Annotated in this window: 22 protein-coding genes; 8 read left to right on the top strand and 14 right to left on the bottom strand. The window is 67.5% G+C overall.

Annotation, left to right across the window (positions count from 1 at the left end; genetic code table 11):
* Positions 1-4 precede the first annotated feature (4 nt).
* The 7 genes from AC5P9P_RS18310 (at position 5) to AC5P9P_RS18280 (ending at position 6,781) form a co-directional block, all read left to right on the top strand.
* Positions 5-337, top strand: a complete 333-nt coding sequence (locus tag AC5P9P_RS18310) for a hypothetical protein (protein ID WP_005410012.1) — start codon at positions 5-7, stop codon at positions 335-337.
* A gap of 50 nt (positions 338-387) precedes the next feature.
* Positions 388-831 (top strand): helix-turn-helix transcriptional regulator, encoded by a 444-nt coding sequence (locus AC5P9P_RS18305; protein WP_049402833.1) that lies wholly within the window; start codon positions 388-390, stop codon positions 829-831.
* On the top strand, positions 828-1,484 hold the full coding sequence (locus AC5P9P_RS18300) for a hydrolase (RefSeq protein ID WP_049402832.1): 657 nt from the start codon (positions 828-830) through the stop codon (positions 1,482-1,484). Before AC5P9P_RS18305 ends, AC5P9P_RS18300 begins: the two co-directional genes overlap by 4 nt.
* A gap of 2 nt (positions 1,485-1,486) precedes the next feature.
* Positions 1,487-1,912, top strand: coding sequence for a DoxX family protein (locus AC5P9P_RS18295; protein WP_005410009.1), 426 nt, complete (start codon positions 1,487-1,489; stop codon positions 1,910-1,912).
* Between the two features lie 119 nt (positions 1,913-2,031).
* A complete protein-coding gene (locus AC5P9P_RS18290; protein WP_495233009.1) occupies positions 2,032-3,879 on the top strand; it encodes an amidohydrolase in 1,848 nt (615 codons plus the stop codon).
* Positions 3,858-5,141, top strand: coding sequence for an alginate export family protein (locus AC5P9P_RS18285; RefSeq protein WP_049431584.1), 1,284 nt, complete (start codon positions 3,858-3,860; stop codon positions 5,139-5,141). The genes AC5P9P_RS18290 and AC5P9P_RS18285 overlap by 22 nt, the downstream gene beginning before the upstream one ends.
* Positions 5,135-6,781, top strand: coding sequence for an MFS transporter (locus AC5P9P_RS18280; protein ID WP_044570429.1), 1,647 nt, complete (start codon positions 5,135-5,137; stop codon positions 6,779-6,781). Before AC5P9P_RS18285 ends, AC5P9P_RS18280 begins: the two co-directional genes overlap by 7 nt.
* 321 nt (positions 6,782-7,102) lie before the next feature.
* Here AC5P9P_RS18280 and AC5P9P_RS18275 read toward each other — a convergent pair whose 3' ends face one another.
* Positions 7,103-7,927 carry an alpha/beta fold hydrolase gene (locus AC5P9P_RS18275; RefSeq protein WP_111108735.1) on the bottom strand — a complete coding sequence of 275 codons (825 nt, stop codon included), beginning with the start codon at positions 7,925-7,927 and terminating at the stop codon, positions 7,103-7,105.
* A 185-nt stretch (positions 7,928-8,112) separates the two neighbouring features.
* On the opposite strand from AC5P9P_RS18275, the gene AC5P9P_RS18270 reads away from it, so the two are divergent.
* Complete coding sequence (locus AC5P9P_RS18270; protein ID WP_024958102.1) at positions 8,113-8,508, top strand: hypothetical protein; 396 nt, start codon at positions 8,113-8,115, stop codon at positions 8,506-8,508.
* 69 nt (positions 8,509-8,577) lie between these two features.
* Here the strand turns inward: AC5P9P_RS18270 and AC5P9P_RS18265 are convergent, their stop codons facing one another.
* The 13 genes from AC5P9P_RS18265 to AC5P9P_RS18205 all read right to left on the bottom strand — a co-directional run bounded on the left by AC5P9P_RS18265 (position 8,578) and on the right by AC5P9P_RS18205 (position 21,181).
* Complete coding sequence (locus AC5P9P_RS18265) at positions 8,578-9,288, bottom strand: DUF2968 domain-containing protein (RefSeq protein ID WP_495233007.1); 711 nt, start codon at positions 9,286-9,288, stop codon at positions 8,578-8,580.
* Positions 9,289-9,387: 99 nt separating this feature from the next.
* The gene (locus AC5P9P_RS18260) at positions 9,388-11,538 is read right to left on the bottom strand and encodes a TadG family pilus assembly protein (protein WP_495233006.1); all 2,151 of its coding nucleotides are present in this window, start codon (positions 11,536-11,538) and stop codon (positions 9,388-9,390) included.
* An 8-nt stretch (positions 11,539-11,546) separates the two neighbouring features.
* On the bottom strand, positions 11,547-12,005 hold the full coding sequence (locus AC5P9P_RS18255) for a DUF3613 domain-containing protein (RefSeq protein WP_495233005.1): 459 nt from the start codon (positions 12,003-12,005) through the stop codon (positions 11,547-11,549).
* Positions 12,002-12,892 carry a tetratricopeptide repeat protein gene (locus tag AC5P9P_RS18250; RefSeq protein ID WP_184013535.1) on the bottom strand — a complete coding sequence of 297 codons (891 nt, stop codon included), beginning with the start codon at positions 12,890-12,892 and terminating at the stop codon, positions 12,002-12,004. The genes AC5P9P_RS18255 and AC5P9P_RS18250 overlap by 4 nt, the downstream gene beginning before the upstream one ends.
* Complete coding sequence (locus AC5P9P_RS18245; RefSeq protein ID WP_049404143.1) at positions 12,892-13,827, bottom strand: type II secretion system F family protein; 936 nt, start codon at positions 13,825-13,827, stop codon at positions 12,892-12,894. The genes AC5P9P_RS18250 and AC5P9P_RS18245 overlap by 1 nt, the downstream gene beginning before the upstream one ends.
* 28 nt (positions 13,828-13,855) lie before the next feature.
* Entirely contained in the window at positions 13,856-14,812 is a 957-nt protein-coding gene (locus tag AC5P9P_RS18240; protein ID WP_043035231.1) for a type II secretion system F family protein, read from the bottom strand.
* Positions 14,813-14,814: 2 nt separating this feature from the next.
* Positions 14,815-16,164: a TadA family conjugal transfer-associated ATPase gene (locus AC5P9P_RS18235; RefSeq protein WP_005413742.1), complete on the bottom strand. Its 1,350-nt coding sequence runs from the start codon at positions 16,162-16,164 to the stop codon at positions 14,815-14,817.
* On the bottom strand, positions 16,149-17,405 hold the full coding sequence (locus AC5P9P_RS18230; protein ID WP_032965901.1) for a CpaE/TadZ family protein: 1,257 nt from the start codon (positions 17,403-17,405) through the stop codon (positions 16,149-16,151). Before AC5P9P_RS18230 ends, AC5P9P_RS18235 begins: the two co-directional genes overlap by 16 nt.
* Positions 17,406-17,432: 27 nt before the next feature.
* On the bottom strand, positions 17,433-18,788 hold the full coding sequence (locus tag AC5P9P_RS18225) for a type II and III secretion system protein family protein (RefSeq protein ID WP_049404139.1): 1,356 nt from the start codon (positions 18,786-18,788) through the stop codon (positions 17,433-17,435).
* Positions 18,789-18,806: 18 nt separating this feature from the next.
* Entirely contained in the window at positions 18,807-19,844 is a 1,038-nt protein-coding gene (gene cpaB / locus AC5P9P_RS18220) for a Flp pilus assembly protein CpaB (RefSeq protein ID WP_184013534.1), read from the bottom strand.
* 23 nt (positions 19,845-19,867) lie between these two features.
* Positions 19,868-20,344, bottom strand: a complete 477-nt coding sequence (locus AC5P9P_RS18215; RefSeq protein ID WP_005409993.1) for a TadE/TadG family type IV pilus assembly protein — start codon at positions 20,342-20,344, stop codon at positions 19,868-19,870.
* The gene (locus AC5P9P_RS18210; RefSeq protein ID WP_005413738.1) at positions 20,341-20,886 is read right to left on the bottom strand and encodes an A24 family peptidase; all 546 of its coding nucleotides are present in this window, start codon (positions 20,884-20,886) and stop codon (positions 20,341-20,343) included. The genes AC5P9P_RS18215 and AC5P9P_RS18210 overlap by 4 nt, the downstream gene beginning before the upstream one ends.
* Before the next feature lie 88 nt (positions 20,887-20,974).
* Complete coding sequence (locus AC5P9P_RS18205) at positions 20,975-21,181, bottom strand: Flp family type IVb pilin (RefSeq protein ID WP_043035237.1); 207 nt, start codon at positions 21,179-21,181, stop codon at positions 20,975-20,977.
* Positions 21,182-21,397: the final 216 nt, after the last annotated feature.

Here is a 21,397-nt window from a genome sequence, read left to right as displayed (position 1 = left end):
GGCCATGCAGCGCCTGTTCGTGATGTTCCCCGACCGCGGGCCGGGCATCGGCCTGCTGTGGCTGCGGCTGTGCGTGGCCGCTGCATTGTGCACGCCGGGCACGCACGCGGGCTGGCTGTCGGCGCTATGCCTGCTGGCGGTGGTGATGCTTGCACTGGGCGTCTTGACGCCGCTGGCGGTAGTGCCGGCAACACTGGGCCTGTATGCACAGGCACTGCCGTGGCCACTGGTGGTGTTGCCGCTGGCCTTGCTGGCGCTGGGCCCTGGCGCCTATTCACTCGATGCGCGGTTGTTCGGGCGCCGCCTGCTCGGCCGTCGGCCTCCCCCATTCGGGTAGGTGCTGGCCTCGACCGACGGGGGTAGGGCATCACGCAGGGGTCACGCACCATGGGGCATCTCTTCGCGGCGTCCCGCATGGCCACCATCCTTCCGCCTGATCCGCCCGCCGCTTCACTGGCGCCGCAGCAGGTCGCCGCATTGCAGCGTGCATTGCGCTATGTCGATGAACACCTGTCACAGCCGCTGCGGGTCACCGAACTGGCGGCCGTCGCCTGCGTCAGTCGCTTCCATCTGGTGCGCCTGTTCCGCAGCGGTACCGGCGCCAGCCCGCTGCGCTATGTACGCCGTCGCCGTATCGAACGTGCGCGCCAGTTGTTGTCGGCCCAGCACCTGCCGATGTCCTGCCTGGCGCAGCAGCTCGGCTTCTTCGACCAGAGCCATTTCGTCCGCAGCTTCCGCGCCGAGACCGGCTGCAGCCCCGGCCAGTACCTGGCCGGCGATGCGGCCCTGTTGCTTCCCCCTGATCGTGTTTCCAACGGAGTCCACCCATGAGCCTTGCCACCGCCACGCCCGCCCCGGCCCTGTTGTCGCCCACCGACCATGCCCTGGTGCTGATCGACTTCCAGTCACAGATGGCATTCGCTACCCACACCATCGACATCTCCGCGCTGCGCAACAACGTGTCGTTGATCAGCAAGGGTGCCAAGGGCTTCAATGTGCCGGTGGTGCTGACCACGGTTGCAGAAGCGTCGTTCTCCGGCCCGATGTTCCCGGAACTTCCGCAGATCTTCCCAGGCCAGCCGGTGTTCGACCGCACCTCGATGAATACCTGGGAAGACCGGGCGGTGATCGACGAGATCAACCGCATCGGCAAGCGCCGCCTGGTGCTTGCCGGCCTCTGGACCAGCGTCTGCATCGTCGGGCCGGCGCTGTCGGCGCTGGCGCAGGGTTTCGAGGTCTACGTGATCACCGATGCCTGCGGCGATGTCAGCGAAGAAGCGCACGAGCGTGCGATCACCCGCATGGTGCAGGCCGGCGCGGTGCCGATGACCAGCGTGCAGTACCTGCTCGAACTGCAGCGCGACTGGGCACGCGGTGGAACCTACGACCTGACCACCGGCATTGCCCGCGACCATGCCGGCGGCTACGGCATCGGCATCCAGTACGCCAAGCGCATGTTCGGCGCGCAGGAAGGCGGGCACTGAGCATGCTGGCTGGCCATGGCCTCGACCTGGCCCTGCTGATGCTGCGCGTGGCGGCAGGAGGCTTCCTGCTGCCGCACGCACTGGGCAAGCTGTTCGGCTGGTTCGGTGGACCGGGGCTGTCCGGCTTCGCTACCGAGCTGCGCGGCTTCGGGCTGCCAGCGGTGGCACCGTTGCCGCTGTTGCTGGCCCTGCTGCAGGTGCTGTCCGGGCTGGCCGTGCTGCTGGGATGGCAGACCCGCATCGCCGCGCTTGCAGCGGCTGCTTTCATCGGCTTCACCGTCCTGTTGGCCCTGCCCAGGGGCTGGTTCTGGATGCGCGGTGGCAGTGAGTACCCGTTGATGTGGACCACGGTACTGCTGGCCATCGCGCTGGCCGGGCCCGGCACCTGGGCACTGGACGTCCACCGTCTTCCGGGAGACCTCGCATGAGTCACGATCCCCGAGATCACGGCCGCCGCAACGTGCTGCTGGCCAGCGGCGCCGCTGTTGCGCTCGGTCTGGCCGGCCGTGCCGGTGCCGCACTCGATTCCACTTCCAAGGAGCGTCGCATGAGCACGCTGGTCATCCGCAATGCCCGCATCACCACCCTCGACCCGCAGCAGCCGCATGCGCAGGCGCTGGCCGTGCAGGAAGGCCGCATCGTCGCCGTCGGCAGCGACGAGGAGATCATGCGTGGCTGGGGCAACGAAGCGACCTTGATCGATGCCGAGGGCCGGCGCCTGTTGCCCGGCCTCAACGACAGCCACACCCACCTGATCCGCGGCGGCCTGAACTACAACCTGGAACTGCGCTGGGACGGCCTGCGTTCGCTTGGCGACGCCCTGGACATGCTGAAGGCCCAGGTCGACCGCACGCCCGCACCGCAGTGGGTACGCGTGGTTGGTGGCTTCACTGCCGCGCAGTTCAACGAGAAGCGCTTGCCGACCCTGCAGGAGCTCAACGACATCGCGCCGGATACACCGGTGTTCCTGCTGCACCTGTATGACCGCGCACTCCTCAACCGTGCCGCGCTGCGCGCCTGCGGCTACACCAAGGACACGCCGGATCCGCCGGGCGGGCAGATCGTGCGTGACTCGCTGGGCAACCCGACCGGGCTGCTGCTGGCCAAGCCGAATGCGTTGATCCTGTACGCGACGCTGGCCAAGGGACCGCGCCTGCCGATCGAGTACCAGGCGAACTCGACGCGCCACTTCATGCGCGAACTGAACCGGCTTGGCATCACCTCGGTGATCGACGCCGGCGGTGGCTTCCAGAACTATCCCGAGGATTACCAGGTCATCGAACAGCTGCACCGCGATGACCAGCTGACGGTGCGCATTGCCTACAACCTGTTCACCCAGAACAAGGGCAAGGAAGTGGATGACTTCCGTGGCTGGAGCGAGATCCTGCAGCCGCGCCAGGGCGATGACCTGCTGCGCCACAACGGTGCCGGCGAGATGCTGGTGTTCTCCGCCGCCGACTTCGAACTGTTCAACGAGCCCCGCCCGGAACTGCCGCCGGAGCTTGAGCCGGAACTGCACGACGTGGTGAAGCTGCTGGTCGAGAAGCGCTGGCCGTTCCGCATCCACGCCACCTACGACGAGAGCATCACCCGCATCCTGGATGTGTACGAACAGGTCAACCGCGAGGTGCCGTTCGATGGCCTGCACTGGTTCATCGACCACGCCGAGACCATCACCCCGCGCAACATCGAACGCATCCGTGCGCTGGGTGGCGGCATTGCCGTGCAGCACCGCATGGCCTACCAGGGCGAAGCCTTCGTCGAGCGCTATGGCGTGCAGGCCGCGCGGCACACACCGCCGGTCAAGCGCATGCTGGCCGAAGGCGTGCCGGTCGGTGCCGGTACCGACGCCACCCGCGTGGCCAGCTACAACCCGTGGGTGGCGTTGTCCTGGCTGGTGACCGGGCGCACCGTGGGTGGGCTGGCCCTGTATGGCGAGGAAAACCTGCTTGAACGCGAGCAGGCCCTGCGCCTGTGGACCCAGGGCAGCGCCTGGTTCTCCGGCGACGAAGCGGTGAAGGGCACGCTGAAAGCCGGTCAGCTGGCTGATTTCATTTTGCTCTCGGCCGACTTCTTCCGCGTGGATGACGCGCAGATCGCCGACATCACCAGCGTGCTGACCGTGGTCGGCGGACGCATCGTGCATGCAGATGCCGACTATGCAGGGCTGGCGCCGCAGCTGCCGCCGGCGATGCCGGACTGGTCGCCGGTCAACCGGTTCGGTGGCTACCACGTCGGCGGTGCCGCCCCCGGGTTGGCCACCGCCCATCGCCACCATCACGGCGTGGCCTGCAGTACGCATGGCGCTCACGGTCACGCCGCACAGCATGCGGCGCCCACCGATGACCTGACCGCGTTCTGGGGCGCGATGGGATGCTCGTGCTTCGCGTTCTGAGCCTGGCGCTGCTGACCGTGCCATCGCTGGCGCTGGCGTGCGGGGGTGGCCGCTGCACTGACGCCGGTGACGGCCAATTGCAGTGGGATGCGTCACTGCGCCTGCGTGGCCTGTACTACGATCCGACGCGGTTCGGTATCGGTGGCAGCGAAGATGGCCATGGCCTGCTGCGTGCGCTGGCCTCGGCCACCTATGTGGAGGACCGCTGGCAGGCAAAGCTGCAGCTGGGCGTGCATGCCGAGAATGGCAAGGCCGGCGGCCCGGGCCGCACCGACCGCAGCGCATTGGACGTGCAGCAGGCGTACTGGCGCTGGCAGCGCAGCGGCTTCCACCTGCAGCTCGGTCGGCAGGAAGCCGGCTACGGAAGCTCACGGCTGTTGTCGGTGCGCGATGGGCCGAACATCCGCCTGGCCTTCGATGGTGCGCGCCTGGGCTGGAAGGGCCGCCTCGGCACGCTTGATCTGATGGCACTGCGACCGGTGCAGAACCGGCCGGGCGCCTTTGATGATCGAGGGGAACACGGTGCCCACCTGTGGGGCGCCTACGCCACCACGGCACGCGGGCAGGGCGCGGGACAGTGGGACCTGTATCTGCTCGACTATCGCCGCGAGGGTGCGCGCTTCGCGGCGGGCTCCGGCATCGAACGCCGGCAGACCGTGGGTACACGCTGGTTCGGCCAGGCCGGTGCACTGGACTGGAACAGCGAGCTGGTGGCGCAGGGCGGTGAACTGCGAACGGCCGTCGGCACGCTCGATATCCGCGCCTGGACGCTGGCCACCGATACAGGGTGGCGCTGGGCGGAGCTGCCGCTGCAGCCGCGTCTGGGGCTGAAGGCCGACATCGCCAGTGGCGATGGCAATCCGCGTGACGGCCGCCTGGAGACCTTCAATGCACTGTTCCCGAAATCGGCCTACTTCAGCGAGGCCAGCCTGCTGACCCCGGCCAACCTGATGGACGTCCAGCCGACCCTGACCCTGCGCCTGCACGACACGGTGACGACGGAGCTGGGCGTACAGATGGCCTGGAAGCATCGTCGCGCCGACGCGGTCTATACCACGCCGGCGCCGTTGGTGGCGTTGCCAGGCAGTGCCGGTGCTGCGCGCCGCATCGGTAATCAATACAAATCCGAAACCTGCTGGCAGGCCAGCGAACACTGGCAATGGCAGCTGCAGCTGGCCTGGGTCGATGCCGGTCCTGCGCTGAAGCAGGCCGGTGGCCAGGACACGCTGTTCGCCTCGATCGTTGGAGCATGGCAATGGTGAACGCAAGCGCGTCGCAACCCCCCGTACAGGCCGCAGGCGCCTGGTCCCCGCTGAAGATCCAGATGTTCCGCTCGATCTGGCTGGCGATCCTGGCCAGCAACATCGGCACCTGGGTCAATGACGTGGCGGCCGCCTGGGTCATGGCCGAACGTACCGGTTCGCCGTTGATGGTGGCGCTGGTGCAGTCGGCCACCACGGTGCCGATCGTGCTGCTGGCACTCGCCGCCGGAACGCTGGCCGACATCGTCGATCGCCGCAGGTACCTGTTGGCGACCCAGGGCTGGATGCTGCTGGTCGCGGCCGTGATGGCGGCGCTGACTGCGATGGACATGCTGACTCCGCAGCTGCTGGTACTGCTGACCTTCTGCATGGGTTGCGGTGCAGCGATGGCAATGCCGGCGCAGGCAGCGATCGTCTCCGAGCTGGTGCCGCAGCCGATGCTGGCCTCGGCGGTGGCGCTGAACTCGATCGGCATCAACATCGCCCGCTCGATCGGCCCGGCCATTGGTGGCGTGATCGTGGCGCAGCTGGGTGCGGTGTGGGCGTTCGGCTTCAATGCCATCACCTTTGCCGCGATGCTGTTCGTGGTGTGGGGCTGGAAGCGTGATCCCAAGCAGTCCAGCCTTCCGCCGGAAGGTTTCGGTGCCGGGTTGAAGGCGGGCCTGCGCTATGCCAGCCGCGCTGGACGCCTGCAGGCCGTGCTGATCAAGTCGGTGGGCTTCTTCTTCTTTGCTGCGGCGATGAATGCACTGCTGCCGGTGGTGGTACGCGGCCAGATGCAGGGCGGGGCGGGGCAGTACGGCATGCTGCTGGGCTGCATCGGTATCGGTGCCGTAGGTGGTGCCTTGCTGCTGCCGAAGCTGCGCGCGCAGTTGGATCGCGACCTGCTGGTGCTGCTGGCCACGCTGTCGCTGGCGCTCAGCCTGGTCGGGCTAGCGCTGACCCGCAGCTGGTACGTGCTTCCGGCTGTGATGCTGGTCAATGGCTTCGCCTGGATCACCGTGCTGTCGTCGCTGCAGATCGCCGCGCAGACGGCGGTGCCGGCATGGGTACGTGCGCGTGCGCTGGCGCTGTACATCATGGTGTTCTCGGCAGGCATGGCGGCCGGTGGCCTGAGCTGGGGCGCGCTGGCACAGCGCACCTCGCCGGAGCTGGCGTTGCTGGTGGCTGCCGCAGGTGCGGTGATCGGCGGACTGCTGGTGTGGCGCGTGCGGATTGCTGGCACCGAGGATCTGAACCTGCGTCCGGCCGGGCACTGGCCCGCACCCGAGCTGTCGGTGCCGGTGTCGAACGATCGCGGCCCGGTGCTGGTCACCATCGAGTACCGCATCGACGGTGCTGATCGCGCCGCGTTCCAGTCGCAGATGCGCGCGCTGGGCACGATCCGCCGCCGCGATGGCGCGGTGGTCTGGGGCGTGGTCGAGGACGTGGCCAGTCCAGGCATCCACCTGGAGTATTTCGTGACCCCGTCGTGGCTGGAGCACCTGCGCCAGCACGAACGCATCACCGCTGATGACAAGGCCATCCAGGAAGTGTTGCGGGAGCTGCATCGCGGTGAGCGTGCACCCGTGGTGCGTCACTTCGTGGGTGGGCATGACCCGCTGCCTGCCGCTGTGCCGCATCACCACACCGACATCTGACCCGCCGGTGGTAGAGCCGGCCGCTGGCCGGCTGTGCGTGATCACGATGGATGATGGGGTTGCCGGCCAGCGGCCGGCACCACCGAAGCAGAGGCGTTTGACCCGCCGGTGGTAGAGCCGGCCGCTGGCCGGCTGTGTGATCACGATGGTGATCGGGTTGCCGGCCAGCGGCCGGCACTACCGAAGCAGAGGCGTTTGACCCGCCGGTGGTAGAGCCGGCGGCTGGCCGGCTGCGCGTGATCACGATGGTGATCGGGTTGCCGGCCAGCGGCCGGCACTACCGAAGGGGCGGCGGCACCGGTGCGGCGCCGCCGCGGCACATCAGCTGCGCGCGAACGCGAGCAGGTCGGCGTTGAACTGGTCGGCGTGGGTGACGGTCAGGCCATGCGGCGCACCGACGTACACCTTCAGCTCGGCATTCTTGATGATCTGCGAGGACAGCTTCGCCGAGGCATCGAACGGGACGATCTGGTCGTCATCGCCGTGCACCACCAGCGCCGGCACGTCGATCTTCTTCAGGTCCTCGGTGTAGTCCACTTCCGAGAATTCGTGCACGCAGTCGTACTGGCCCTTGACGCCGCCGAGCATGCCCTGCAGCCAGAACGAATCACGCATGCCCTGGGTAACGGTATTGCCATCGCGGTTGGCACCGAAGAACGGTGCGGTCAGGTCCTTGAAGAACTGCGAGCGGTCACCGCCCGTGCCCTTGCGGATGCCGTCGAAGACGTCCAGCGGGGTACCGGCCGGATTGGCGTCGGTTTTCAGCATCAGCGGCGGCACGGCGCCGACCAGCACCACTTTTGACACGCGCTTGCTGCCGTGGCGGCCGATGTAGTGGGCCACTTCGCCGCCGCCGGTGGAATGACCGACCAGGATCGCGTCCTTCAGGTCCAGCGCCTCGATCACCGCGGCCAGGTCATCGGCGTAGGTGTCCATGTTGTTGCCATCCCAGGTCTGGCTGGAACGGCCGTGGCTGCGACGGTCGTGGGCGATCACGCGGAAGCCGTTCTGGCCCATGAACAGCATCTGCGGGTCCCAGGCATCGGACGACAACGGCCAGCCGTGGGCGAACACGACCGGCTGGCCGGTCCCCCAATCCTTGTAGAAAATGCGGGCGCCATCGGCGACGGTGACGTAATTGCTCATTGCGGGTTCCTTGGCGGAAGGGAGGGAAGGCACTGGCAGCGGTGCCGGTGCCTTCGGCAGTACATCGCAGTGCACATCGGACGGCTTGCACGGCTGTGCTGGATCGCCCGGACTGTGACGCGTATCGCTCTGGCATGAAGCGGCCACCGCACAGACGATGGCGGCAGCTGGTCGAGGAGCCCCCGATGCCGAGAATGCGATGCAGCCCACTGTTGTGCCTGATGCTGGTCACGGCGGTTCATGCGCAGACCAACGTCTACAAATGCGTGGACGGGCCACATCCGGTCTATCAGCAGACACCCTGCCAGGGGCATGCGGAATGGCGCTGGGAGGTGCCCGAGGAGCAGTCGCTGTCACGCGGACCGGTGCCAAAGCCGGCCGGCGCGGGCAGCGCGGTGCCGGCGCGACCGCGCACCGTGCGCTCGGGGCGGCCGCAGGCCGCGCTGATACCCATCAGCACGGACCCCAGGGCCTGTGAGCGCGCACGACAGCGCCGCGGGGAGGTGCTGGCCAAGGCCAAGCGCCTGGACTTCGTACAGCGTCGGCAGCTCGACGACGCGGTGTACGACGCGTGCCGCTGAATCCGGTAATGATGGAAACGACAACGGCGCCCAAGGGCGCCGTCGTGCGGGACTACTGTGCGCTGGCCTTCAGCGCCCGTCGCTGGCGGCAGCCGGTGCCGGCGAGGGAACGCCTTCCGGCTTGGGCAGGCTCAGCTCCGGGTTGCCCTGTTCGGCCTGCAGGATCTGGATGCGGCGCTGCAGGGCATCCAGCTGGCTGTTGGTGCTCTGCACGTCGGTGCTGAGGCTGACTGCCTGCTGCTGCGCCTGCTGCAGGGCGGCGCTGACCTGGGCCGACTGCGCCTGCTGCTGTTCCATTTCCTGCTGCAGGGCGCGCAGGCGCTCCTCGTTGTAGGCCATCAGGCGCTCGGTGTAGCGCTTGCCGGCTTCCAGGCGGGTCGTATCGATGTAGACCTGCGCCAGCTGTTCCGATTGCTGGGCAAAGGTACGGTAGACGCGCTCGGCGTTGTCGACCGCATCGGTCTTGATCACCCGCCAGAAGTTCTTCTCCTGGAACAGGGCGACGTAGTAGGTCAGGGTGTTGGCGTTGAACAGCAGGCTGGCGCCATAGTTGCCGTTGTAGGTCGTGCGCAGCTCGGTCAGCTGGCGCGAATCCATCAGCTGCTTGAGCTCGTCAACGGTGTTGCGCACCACCGGCGCGCTGCGTGCGGCCGGCTCTGCTGCTTCGCGGTCGCCACGGGCAGCCATGGCCGCCGGTGCCACCAGCATCATGGCCACGGCCAGCAGTGCCGCGCCGCGCGCGTGCCGGGCGAAGACCGCGCCCCCTGAAGTTTCTCGCATGTCTAGACCATCCACGGATGAGTGTGGGTTGAGATGAAGGTGGTTCCCCGCCGGGAGTCTAGCATGGGCGCAGGCGCCGCCAAGGGCGCCGGTCACGGGTCAGTAGACCAGTTGCGCCGCGCTGCACTGGATGGACTGCACGTTGACGTCGGTGCGGCCCAGTTCCAGGCCCAGCACGCTGGCCAGCAGGTTGGTCAGCAGGGTGCCGACGCTGTTGAGCACCGGCCGCAGGGCGGCCAGGATCGGCTTGAGCAGCGTGCACAGCAGGCCGCTGCAGCTGATGCTGCCATCGGGATTGGTGACACCTGTCCCCCCTGCACCATCGAGGAAGCCGGCCGGCGCGGTCTGGATGTACGAGGCCAGGTTGTTGCGCACGCAGCCGTTGTAGTCGATCAGGTTGCCGAGCAGGCTGTCGCAGCGGTTGATCAGCAGGCCACCGACCAGCGAGCCGAGCAGGCCATCGAGCAGGCCCAGGCCCTGGCCGGTGACCGTGGTCCTGTAGCCGGTCCACACCGAACCGTCTTCCCAGCAGGTGGTCAAGCCCAGCAGGCAGGGCTTGGGGACGCCATTCTTCACCGTCCAGTTGCCCAGCGGGGCAAGGTTGCGTGCCGGGTCGCCATCGCGCAGCAACGGAATGACCTGATCGACGTTGTAGCGCCCGCCAGTGGGAAAGGCCGCCTGCAGGTAGCGGTCGGCCAGTGCCTTGGCAGTGTCGTTGGTGCTCATGCCCTGCTTGGGTGAGTTGAGCATGCCTGACAGCACGCGCAGCAGTTCGTTGACCAGGTCCGACACCGCGTTGCCTACTGCCAGCGGGTTGATCCGGGTCGAGGCGGTCTCGCCGGCGGCCAGGGTCAGGTTCTGGGAGCCGGTCAGGGCGGGCAGGGTGATCCTGTCATTGATCAGGGGTTGTCCGAGTAGTCTCAGCAACTGCTCGTTCTTCAGGGTGGCGTCGCAGACATTGCTCCTGGAAAAGCGTTGCGCCGGGTCGACATTACCGACGCAGGCGCGCAGCACCGACGAATCGACCTGGATGGTGGCCTTGGGTGGACTGGCGCCGCACTGGATACCGGTCAGCGTGCCCATCGCGTTGGCGACATCGACATGCAGTGGCAGGTGCAGGCGCGTGCCGAGCAGGTTCAGCAACGGGCCCACCGCGAACAGGTTGTTGCTGTCCACGTCCACCATCAGCCGCACCTGCGCGTTGTACGCGCGTGTGCCGACGCCACCGATGGCGATCGAGGGCGGTTCCACCACGCCGGCCTGGATGTTGATGCCCAGCAGGTCCAGTCCCTTCACCGCAACGCCATTGCCGTCGTTGGCGATGGAGATGGCGGTACTGATCAGGTTGAGCACGTTGACCTTCGCTTCCAGCGCGCTGCCGATCGTGCCATCGGGCGAGACCACTTCGGCGAACAGACCGCCGCCACCGGACTGGCTGCCCAGCACGATGTTGAGCTTGTTGATGTCCAGCTGGGTGGCGACCAGATCGGACAGTGCACGCAGCTGTACGCCCACGGTGCTGTCGCGGCCGACCACGGTGGCGGTGGCATCGACCAGCCGTGCCAGCGAGACCTTGTTGACCGACAGCAGCCGGTTGAAGTCAGCCACGCTGAGGTTGGCGCTGACCGGGATGTTCAACGCCTTGAGCAGGCCCGACGGCGTGATGTTGGCCTGGGCGAGGCCGTCATAGGAGAGCACGGTGGCGTTGGTCACATCCAGGCCGACCAGGCGCAGGGTCGACAACAGTACCGAGTCGCCATTGGTGCGCAGCAGCTGCGAACCGACCGCGAATACTGCAGTGGGCTCCGAACGGCGGGCTACGGCCTCCACGCTGACGGTGGGCAGGCCGGTGTTCTGGCCGAAGAACGGCAGCACGCTGCGCTGCGCGACTACCTGCACGGCATTGCGCGGGTTGCTGGCATCGATGGTGGTGACGAAGCGGTTCGACGTGCTGCGTGTGGCGCTCCAGTTGCCGCAGCGGATCTGCACGGTGCCTGCAAACCTGTTCTGGGTGACCGCGCTCTGCCGCGCTGCACTGTTGTCGCTGTTGTCAGACGTGCACAGCTCCAGCCGTTGTGCACCGGCCAGTGCAGCGAGGTCCGCGACTTTCTGTGCGTCACGCTTGGCCCAGAACAGATAGCCGATCTCTACCAGGCCCAGCATGGCGAGCAGCGCCAGCATGACCAGCATCATGGTGACCGACATGCCGCCGCGTGGGCGGCCGAAACTGAACTGGCGTGGGCGTTTCATGGCCTACCTCAGCGTCCCGATGAGGATGATCCCTTGGACTTGGCGACATCGGTTTCAAAGAAGTCCGGGATCTCGTGTTCGAAGCTCTTCATGTAGCGGGCGTAGCTCAACGTGGCCTGGTCGCCGAGGATCGGCAGGCGTTGCCCGGCCTGCTGCCCTGATGCCTGCAGGCGGAACAGGTCGCGCGTGGTGTCGCCGATCCGGCTGCGGCCGGGTCGCGCGGCTGCAGCGTTGCCGTCGGTGGTGGCGACCGCTGCAGGCGCCGCCTGCGGCACCGGTGCCGGCGGGGTCGCCAGATCCACGGTGGTCAGTGACTCGGACTGCAGCGGCTGCGAAGGCGGCGCAGCGGGCGTGCTGCCGCCAAGCATCTGCCCGGTCAGGGGTTGCTGCTGCGCCTGCGCGCCGCCGGTCAACAGCAGGCAGGCCAGTGCAGGCAACAGATGTCGGGTCAGGGGCATGGCGCTCATGGAGTGTTTCCGTTCGGCTGATCGGAGGTGCTGAAGCGTTCCAGCATCGAGGGCGGCAGGCGCTGCGGATCGCGCTCATCGCGGCTGTCGCGGCGTGGTTCCGCCGCCAGTCGCGTAGCGCCGGGCCGGTTGCTGCCGGCATCGCTGGCGGTAGCACGCGCAGGGGCCGGCACGACTGCGGCAGCTGCCGCGGCGGCCTGGCGCTGCTGCAGGCGGGCACGGATCTGCGCGGCCTGTTGCTGGATGCTGCGGCGGGTGTCCTCGTTGAGATTGGCCTGTCCGGCGAGGCGCTCTGCAGTGGTGGTGTCGCCACGCAGCACCGCCCACAGGGCGAGGTTGGCGGTGGCCTTGGGATTGCCTGGAGACAGCTCCAGCGCCTTGGCTAACGGTTCACGCGCCTGTTCGAACTGACCTGCACGCAGACGTGCATAGCCGAGATCGCCCAGGTAATCGGTGTTCAATGGCTGCAGCAGCGTGGCTCGGGCCAGTGCCTCCTCGCTGCCGCCATCATCGTCTCGGCGCGCGGCGATCAGGCCCAGGCCGTGTGCGGCTGCAGCGGCCTGCGGGCCACTGGAGAGCTCGCGGTACAGGGCGATGGCAGCGTCTGCCTGGCCGGTCTCGCGCAGGGCGTCGGCCTGCAGCAGGCGCAACGCCGGCGGGTTGCCATAGCGCTGGCGGAAGGCATCGACGTGGGCCAGCGAGGCATACCAGGCACCCTGCTGCTGCATGCGCCCGATCAGTTCCAGGTAGGCATTGCGGCTGTCCTGCGGCGCCGGTTCGGGCGCGGCCAGGCTGGGCGCGCGCAGGTACTTCGGCGTGGTCGACGCACAACCACTGGCGACGGCGGCAAGGGCGAGCAACAGGCAGGAGGTGCGCAGGGCAGGCATCAGGGCGATCCCATCTTGGACATGGTGGTGGCCAGCGCGACCAGCGCCGGTCCGGCAAGAACCAGCATCAGCGATGGCAGCAGGGTCAGCATCATCACCACGGTCATTTTCACCGAGAGCTTGCCAACCTTTTCCTTCAGGGTGTTGCGGCGCTGTTCGCGCAACCGGATGCTGAACTGCCGCAGTGGTTCCTGCACTGCGCCGCCATGCGCGTGCACCTGCAGGATCAACTGCATCAGGCTGGTCAGGTCATCATCGGCGTAGACCTCGCTCAGCCGGCGCAGGGACTGCGCGCGCGTGCGGCCATGGGTGTACGCGACGTTGGCCTCCTGCAACTCGCCGCCAAGCACCGGCAACGCGTCGCGCAGCTTGTCGCCCAGCGTCTGCAGGCTCTGGTCCATGCTGAAGCCCACGCCCTGCAGCAGGCGCAGCAGGTCGATCAGCAGGGGCAGCTCGTTGTCGACGGCGCGCCGGCGCCGCTTCACCCACGAAGAGAGGATGAACTTCGGCAGCAGCAGGCCTGCCGCGAGCGCACCGATCACGACCATCATCCTGGCCAGCCCTTGGGCGCTGCTGAACGCCAGGGCCAGCATCAGCACCAGCACGCCCAGCAGCAGGCGCAGGCCAAGATAGATGGCGGTGCCACGACGTGTGTTCCAGCCCGCCAGGTCCAGCAGCAGCCGGTCTTCATTGGCCAGCAATGCAGATTCCAGGCGGCCGCCACTGAGCGCGCGCCCGAAGCGTTCCAGCCAACCCAGCGAATCACGGCGCGCGGCCTCCGTGTCGCGCGCCTCATCCCGCGGTTGCAGTGCGGTCTTCAAAGTGGCCGAAGTGCGCTGTTCGCGATGGCTGCGTACCCATCCGGCGATGCCCAGCAGGGCAACACCGGCGGCCAGAACCAGCAGCGACAGGGCAAACCAGGTGCTGGCACTCATCGGGCACCTCCGTGGCGGATCCGGGTGGTCATAGCGACTTGGCCAGGCGGTAGAGCAGGAAAGCGCCAAACAGCTCCAGCCCCAGCGCGATCAACAGGATCTTGTGACCCAGCGGATCGTGCAGCACCGGCTGGAAGAATTCGGGGCTTGATATGGCCATCAGCACCGCGCTGGCCGGTGGCAGCAGGCCGAGCACCCAGGCTGACATGCGCGTTTCCGACGTGGTCGCGGCCAGCTCCTGCTGGGCCTGCTCCAGGTCGCGCATGAAATCGCCCATGCGCTGTAGGATCTGATCGGAGCGTCCGCCGATGCGTACGCTGACACCGATCACGACGGACAGCACCTTGAGCACATCCATCCGGTAGGGCTGTGCCGCCAGGCTCAGGGCACGGTCCAGGTCCATGCCGCTGCGCGCGTAGCGCACGGTGGTGTCCAGCAGTCCGCGCAGCGGCGCGCTGGTCTGCATCGATGCCACCTGGAAGGCAGCCTGCAGGCTGTTGCCGAGCGCGGTCAGCCGCACCAGGTTGTCGAGGAAGTCGGGCAGCTGGTGCAGCAGCTGTGCGCGCAGTTTCGTGGTGCGGCGCATGACCCACAGCCAGCAGGCCAGCAGGTACAGCAGCAGGGTCAGGGGGAACATCCACGCCGTACCGAGCCTGAGCATGGCCACGACCGAAAGCACCAGTCCCGGCACCAGCATCATGATGGGCAGCTTCCAACCCGTCTGCAGGCCCGCACGTTGCAGCAGGCCGTCCAGCGGCAACACCCGGCGCCCGGCACTTGCCGGTCGCGCCGGGTCGTTGGCGGCGGCTACGGATGCCCCGGCCGGGGCTCCGCCACTGGCGCCTCCGCGAGCCAGCTGCTGCTCGGCGTGCTGTAGCGAAGCCTGGCGTTGCTCCCGGTTGCTGGCGGTGCCCCACAGCCATACCGCAAGCGCCAGCAGCACCGAGATGATGCTCAGTACACCCAGCAGCAGGCCCGTGCCCATGCTCAGAAGTCTCCGTACAACGATTCGCGCAACTGCTGCCGGAACGGCTCCAGCTTGTGCGAATGCGGGTGGAAGCCCAGTCCGATCCAGCGATCGATTTCCTTGCCGTTGCCATCGATCTGCAGTTCGTGACGGAACATTTCCTGGGTCGTGATCAGGTTGTCACTGACACCGGTGATTTCCGTGATCGAGACCAGCACGCGCCGGCCGCTGCCCAGCCGCGAGATCTGCACGATGAAGTCGATGGCGCTGGCGATCTGCCGGCGCAGGCTGTCCTCGCTGCCCTGGAATCCGGCGAACCCGGCCAGCATCTCGATGCGGTACAGGCAGTCGCGCGGAGAGTTGGCATGGATGGTCGCCATCGAGCCGTCATGGCCGGTGTTCATCGCCTGCAGCATTTCCAGTACCTCGGCGCCGCGCACCTCGCCGACCACGATACGGTCCGGGCGCATGCGCAGGCTGTTACGGACCAGGTCGCGGATGCTCACCGCGCCATGGCCTTCGGCGCCACCGATGCGGCTTTCCAGGCGGACCACGTGCGGGTGGTTGAGTGACAGTTCGGCGGTGTCCTCGACGGTGATCACGCGTTCGTTCGGCGGCACGTAGCTGGCCAGTGCGTTCAGCAGTGAAGTCTTGCCGGAACTGGTGCCGCCAGACACCAGGATGTTGCAGCGGCCCAGCACCATGGCCTTCAGCAGCGCTTGCATCGGCGCATCGAAGGTGCCCTTGGCCAGCAGCTCGTCGGGGGTGAACGGATCCTTGCGGAACTTACGGATGGACACCATCGGGCCATCCACCGCCAGCGGCGAGATGATCGCGTTGAGGCGGCCGCCGTTGGGCAGGCGCGCATCGACCATCGGGTTGGAGTCGTCCAGTCGGCGGCCCAGCGGCGCGAGGATGCGGCGAAGGATGCGCAGCAGGTGGGTGTCGTCGGTGAAACGCTGGGTGGCGCGCTTGAGCTGTCCTCCCTGCGAGACATGCACATCCTTGAACCCATTGATCAGGATGTCCTCGATCGTCGGGTCGTGCAGCAGGTCGTCGAGCGGGCCGAAGCCGGTCAGCTCCTTGACCAGGCCTTCGGCCACCACCTGCATCTCCTCCTCGTTGATCGGGATGCGCCATTCCTGGATGAAGCCCACCGTCTGCACCTGCACCCAGCGGGCGATGGTGTCAGGGGCCCAGGAATCGATATCGATGCGCTCGTCCTCGATGCTGTTGAGCAGGTGCTCATGGGCGGCCGACAGCACCTTCTGGTACTGCTCGGTCTGCGCGAACGGCAGGTGGGCCGGGGCGCTGTCGGGCAGCACCGGGCGGGTGGCGGCATGCGGGAACGGGGTTACCTTGTCTTCCATTGCGATCCACCCAGGGCAAGGGAGAGTCTTTCCCGCAGGCCATGGGCCTGGACCGGGCAGGCAGCCGGATCCAGGCGCGATACAAGCGGGGCGAGGGCACGCAGGTAGGGGTCGCGCGGTGCGTCCTGCAGCAGCAGATGTCCCTGGCTGGCCGCCAGGCGCACGCGCGGGCGTTCGGGCAGCGTGGCCAGCAGTGGCACTTCGAATCGGCGTGCGATCTGGTCGGGACTCATGCCGCTGCTGTCGTCGTGGCGGTTGATCACCAGCTGCAGGCGCTTCTCCCGTTCGCGCTGGCCGGCCAGGTGCTTCAAGGCCTGGTCGAGCGATACCAGCGTGGCGATCGAAGCGTCCGTGACCAGCCAGATCTCGTCGGCCTGGTCCAGCAACAGCGGCGGTAGCTGCCGCAGCGGGCAGCCACCGGCATCGCACAGCACGCTGGCGAATACGTGGCGCAGGCGCTGCAGCAGCGCAGCCGGATCGGATGGCGGCACCGCATCGCTGCCGCTGGCGCGGTCCAGCAGCACCAGGCCGGTGTCATGGCGAGCCATCGCAGTGCGGGCGAGGGTGGCGTCGATGCGACTGGCGTTGCGCAGCGCATCTTCGTAATGGAAGCGGCTGTCCAGGTTGAGGTACAGCGCGAGGTCACCCGAAGGCTGGGCCAGCTCCATCAGCAGGCCGTCCTGCTGCAGCGCCTCGCCTTGCGCCAGCGCACGGGTCTGCTGTGCCAGCACCGAAAGATGCGCGGCCAGCGTACTGGTGCCCACTCCGGCGCGCACGCCCAGCAGTACGATCAGGCGCGCCTTGTGCGCGTGCTGCGCGGCGGCAGCCGGTCGTGGCGACAGGGCGCGGCGCAGCGCGGCCTCGATGCCGACGTTGTCGCTGTCCAGGTCCAGCACGTCGCGCAGGCCCGCCCGCAGTGCAATGACGATGCCTTCCACCTGGCCGGTACTGGTGGCACCGACGGCAACCAATGCAAGATCCGGTTCGGTCTGTTGCAGTTGCTGCGCCAGCACGCTGGAGGCGGCGGCATGTTCAGGGCGGAAATCCAGCAGCACAAGGCTCTGCGGCCCGCGTTGCAGGTCCAGAGCGGAGGTCGGCGCGCTGCTGTCCTGCCAGTGCAGGGTAGTGGTCGGCGGCAGTTTGGCCGCCAGCCGGGGCAGCAGTTCGCGATCCATTCCGTACAGGACCAGATTCATCGGCGGTCCTTGCGGATGCAGCGGCTGGGCAGTGGCGTAGGGCATGGGCGTGGTATCGCAGGCATCATGGAATCAGCGTGAGAAGCCGGGTACCGGGTCCTGGCTGATGGGACCCAGCAGCCAGGCGCCCCATTCGGGCATGTGCGGCTTGGCCTCGCGTTCGCCAGGCAGCGGCAGCTCGGTGTTGCGCGCCAGCGGCTGCACCAGCCGCGGCGTGACGATGATCACCAGCTCCTTGTCCTGGCGCTTGTAGTCGAAGTTGCGGAAGAACGAGCCGATGATCGGCAGGTCGCCCAACAGCGGGATCTTGCCGACGTTGGAGACGACATTGGAGCTGACCAGGCCGCCGATCACGAAGCTCTCGCCATCGCCCAGTTCGACCGTGGTGTCGGCACGGCGCGTGGTGATCGAGGGAATCTGCACGCCATTGAGGGCAATGGCGTTGCTGTAGTCCAGATCACTGGCTTCCGGTGCAACCTTCAGCGCGATGCGGTTGGGAGCCAGTACCGTTGGTGTCACCGTCAGGCCGATGCCGAACGGTTTATAGGTGATGGTGGTGGTGCCCAGGCCCTGCGGTTCCAGGATCGGCAGTTCGCCGCCAGCCAGGAAGCTGGCGCTCTGGCCGGATAATGCGACCAGGGTCGGTTCGGCCAGCACGCGCGCCATGCCGTTGCTCTGCAACAGGTCGACATCGGCGTTCCACAGGCCCTTGGTCGAGCCGAACACCAGCCGGAACGCCGAAGAAATGGGCGACTCGGCCTCGTTGCCGGAGTTGCCTTCCTTCATGCCCGGCAGGATGCCGGTGTTGCCCGGCAACTGGCCGCCCGGGCGGGCGAAGCCGTAGGCGAAGCTGCCATTGCGGTTCTGGAAGCTGATGCCGATCTGCTTCAACGCGGTCTTGTTGAATTCGACCACCTTGACCTCGACCTGCACCACGCCGCCGCTGCTGACCGTCGACGCGTCGGCAAGCAGCCCGTCCTTGCCCAGCGCCATGGCCGCGGTCTTCTGTTCCTGCATGTGCGAGAGCACGCTATCGGTGCTTCCCTGCAGCAGGCCCTGGTTGTCCTGCTGGGTGAACACCAGCCCGTTGGAGCCCGCGTCTGCCGCGCCCTGCACGGCACTCTGCACCCGCACCTGCAGACGTTGCGGCTCGGCCTGCTTGCGGTGCCACAGCAGGAGGGTCGTCGTACCCGGCGCTTTTCCGACCAGCAGGGCCTGGCGCTGCCCACGCAGCATCACGATGTCGGCGACGCCTGGGTCGGCGATGGCGACCCGTTCCAGATCGGTCGGAAGCGTCCACGGGCGCTGCTCACGCGCCTGCAACACGAGATCGTCTGCGGCCACGCTTGTTGCCGGAGCCAGCAGCACCAGCAGCAGGGCCAGCCAGCGCTGGCGGGGGGAGGGGCGTGGGTGGCGGCGTTCGGTCATGGATGCGCTCGATGCAGGTCAAAGGGAACCGCGTGGGGCGGAGCTGTCGCCACGGATGATCTCGATGCCCGACGCACGCGGTGCGCTGCGTCGAGCCGCCGGCGCATGCACCGGCGGCTGCGGGTTGCTGCGGGCTGCGCTGTTGCCGCGGCCGGCCAGGGCATCACCATCGATGCCGGCGAAGGCGTGGTTCTCCGGCCGCTGCAGTGCGAGCTGCTGTTCGGCATCGAGGCCACGCACGGGATCGATCACGCCACGCGCCTGTGGGAACAGTGCAAGGTCGGGTTGCCCCGTATCGGCCGGGTTGCGCAGGGCAAGGAACAGCTTTCCCTGCTGCGCACCCAGCAGCAGCCGGTTGGCATCGGCCACCGGCACTGCCAGCACCGCACTGCGTGCCGGCTGGGTGGCCTCGTTGCCCGAGCCATGATTGCTGCCATTGCCGGTGATGTCGGCGGCGCGGGGATCGTTGCGGGTATCGCCTTCGTTGCCGGCGACGGCATCGCTGGTGACCGGAGCGATGTCCTGTTGACCGTAGCTGAGTACGCGCAGCCGCGACAGCAGCAGGCGGGTCTGCGCGGCCTCTGCCGGACCGCTGGCGTTGGGCTGGGCATTGCGCAGGTTGAGGAAGACATCGACGAAATCACCCGGCAGGATGCGGTTTCCGGCGCCGACCAGTTCGTCCACCGGGACGGCCAGCGCGCGTTCGCCGGGGCGCAGCTGCAGCGAGAATCCCTGTGCCAGGGTGCCGCTGCTGATGGCGGTGCCCTCGGCGATGTCCTGCACCGGCACCTTGCCGACCACGGCCGAGATGCTGGTGGCAGCACCGGCTACCGCCGTGGTCCGCTGCGCAAGGCGCACTCCATTGGCAGAGATCGGTTCGCCGGCCGGCAGTCGGGCCACCGCCTCTACCACGGTGATCGCCGAGGCTTCGCTCTGCGCGACCGGGGCAACCGTGGCCGGCGCGGCCTGCTTGCGCCCGATCATCAAGGCGATCACCGCCAGCAGCACGGCCAGCCCGATCAGGGCGACGGCAGCGATGCGGGTCAACTTGAGCATGGAACCGTCTCCTGTGCCGATGGTCAGTTGCCGCTGCCGAGGTCGAGCTGGGCGACCGCGACACTACGGATGGGGGCCTGCATCACCCACTTGTAAAGCGTGGCGGTGCCCGGCAGGAAGGGATGGCTGGCGTAGTCGTAGCTGACGGTCACCGTCATGCACTGGGCAGTGGCCAGGCCGGCGCAGGGTGCCTGCGCGGAGACAACGATTGCGTTGCTGCCGCCATTGCTGCAGTCGACACCCTGTCCAGAGAATTTCAACAGCCACTGCATCGAACTGCGGGCTGCTACGCAGGCTGCGGTACGCCGTTCATTGGCGCTGCCATAGCGCAACGAAGCGCGAGCGCCCTCGGCCGAGGCCGTCGCCAATGTCTGTTGCGCGGCCATGATCATCACGCCGGAGAACGTGAACAGCAGCAGTGGCAGCAGGCCCAGCATGAGCATCAGGGCAAATTCGATGCTGGCTGCACCACGTTGACGCCGTGGATCGCGGATGTTCATGCCACACCTCCATAGACGCTTGCCAGGACCCAGCCGATGCCGGTGATGGCCAGGTAGGCTGCGTAGGGAATGCCATGTCGTCCCTGGCGCGCGGCCTGCATGTCGCGCAGGGCGGGGTGCGATTGCCATTGGCTGCTGGCGCGGTTGACCTGCATCTGAAGGCCCGTGGGCAGCATCACGCCCAGGCGGCGGCCGACAATGATCACTGCCGCGTGCAGGCCGGCCGCGAGACTGGCCACCATCCAGATCGGCAGCAGGGCTTTCCAGCCCAGCATCAGCCCCAGTACCGCGAAGAACTTGACGTCACCGGCGCCCATCCAGCGGATGGCATAGAACGGCAGCAGGGCCACCAGGCCGAGCGCCGCGCCCGCTGCGTGGGCAAGCCACGGCTGGCGCGGCGTGCTGAACTGCCCCGCGATGATCAATGCGACGGCAATGATGGACGCAGACAACAGCCAGGCATTGGGCACCCGGCGGGCATACAGATCGCTGATCGCGATCCGCAGGCATACGCCGATGGCCAATAGTCCCAGCAACGTCATCGCACACTCCGTCGTCCGTCATTGGACAGCCTGCAGTTGCCACCGGCACATCCCAGCACTGCTGCAGGGATGTGCGATGCGCGCAGGCTCAGCCGCCACCGCCGGTCGCAGGTGCCGACCCGGAGGCCTTGGTGGCAAGGTCGGAGAGGTTCTTGAACAGCGTCTCGAAGAACCCCTTGATCTCCTTGTTGCCGACCGCGATCAGGATGCCGGCGATGACGGCGGCCAGCAGCCCGTACTCGAGCGCGGTGACGCCATCTTCTTCCTTCAGGAACTTGCGGATGGATGCGTTCATGGCCTTGTCTCCCTCTACTTGTTGTCTGCAGATGCAGGACACCTGTTGGGCGGTGGCCCGGCTCCGCCGGGATCGTCCGTGGGCCCCGCACATCCTGGCGGGGTGGCATGACGGGAATGACCCGCCGTGCTCATTCCTGGTGATCTGCCCCGGGGGAAATGCCGGCCGCAACGTCGCAACCACGCGGCGATGCGCCGGCGGTCGAACTGTTCTGCG

The sequence above is a fragment of the Stenotrophomonas sp. YJH_SMC_14-1 genome, from assembly GCF_059372275.1.
Note: the sequence above shows the minus strand (reverse complement) of the source record. Positions and strands in the feature narration are given on the sequence as shown.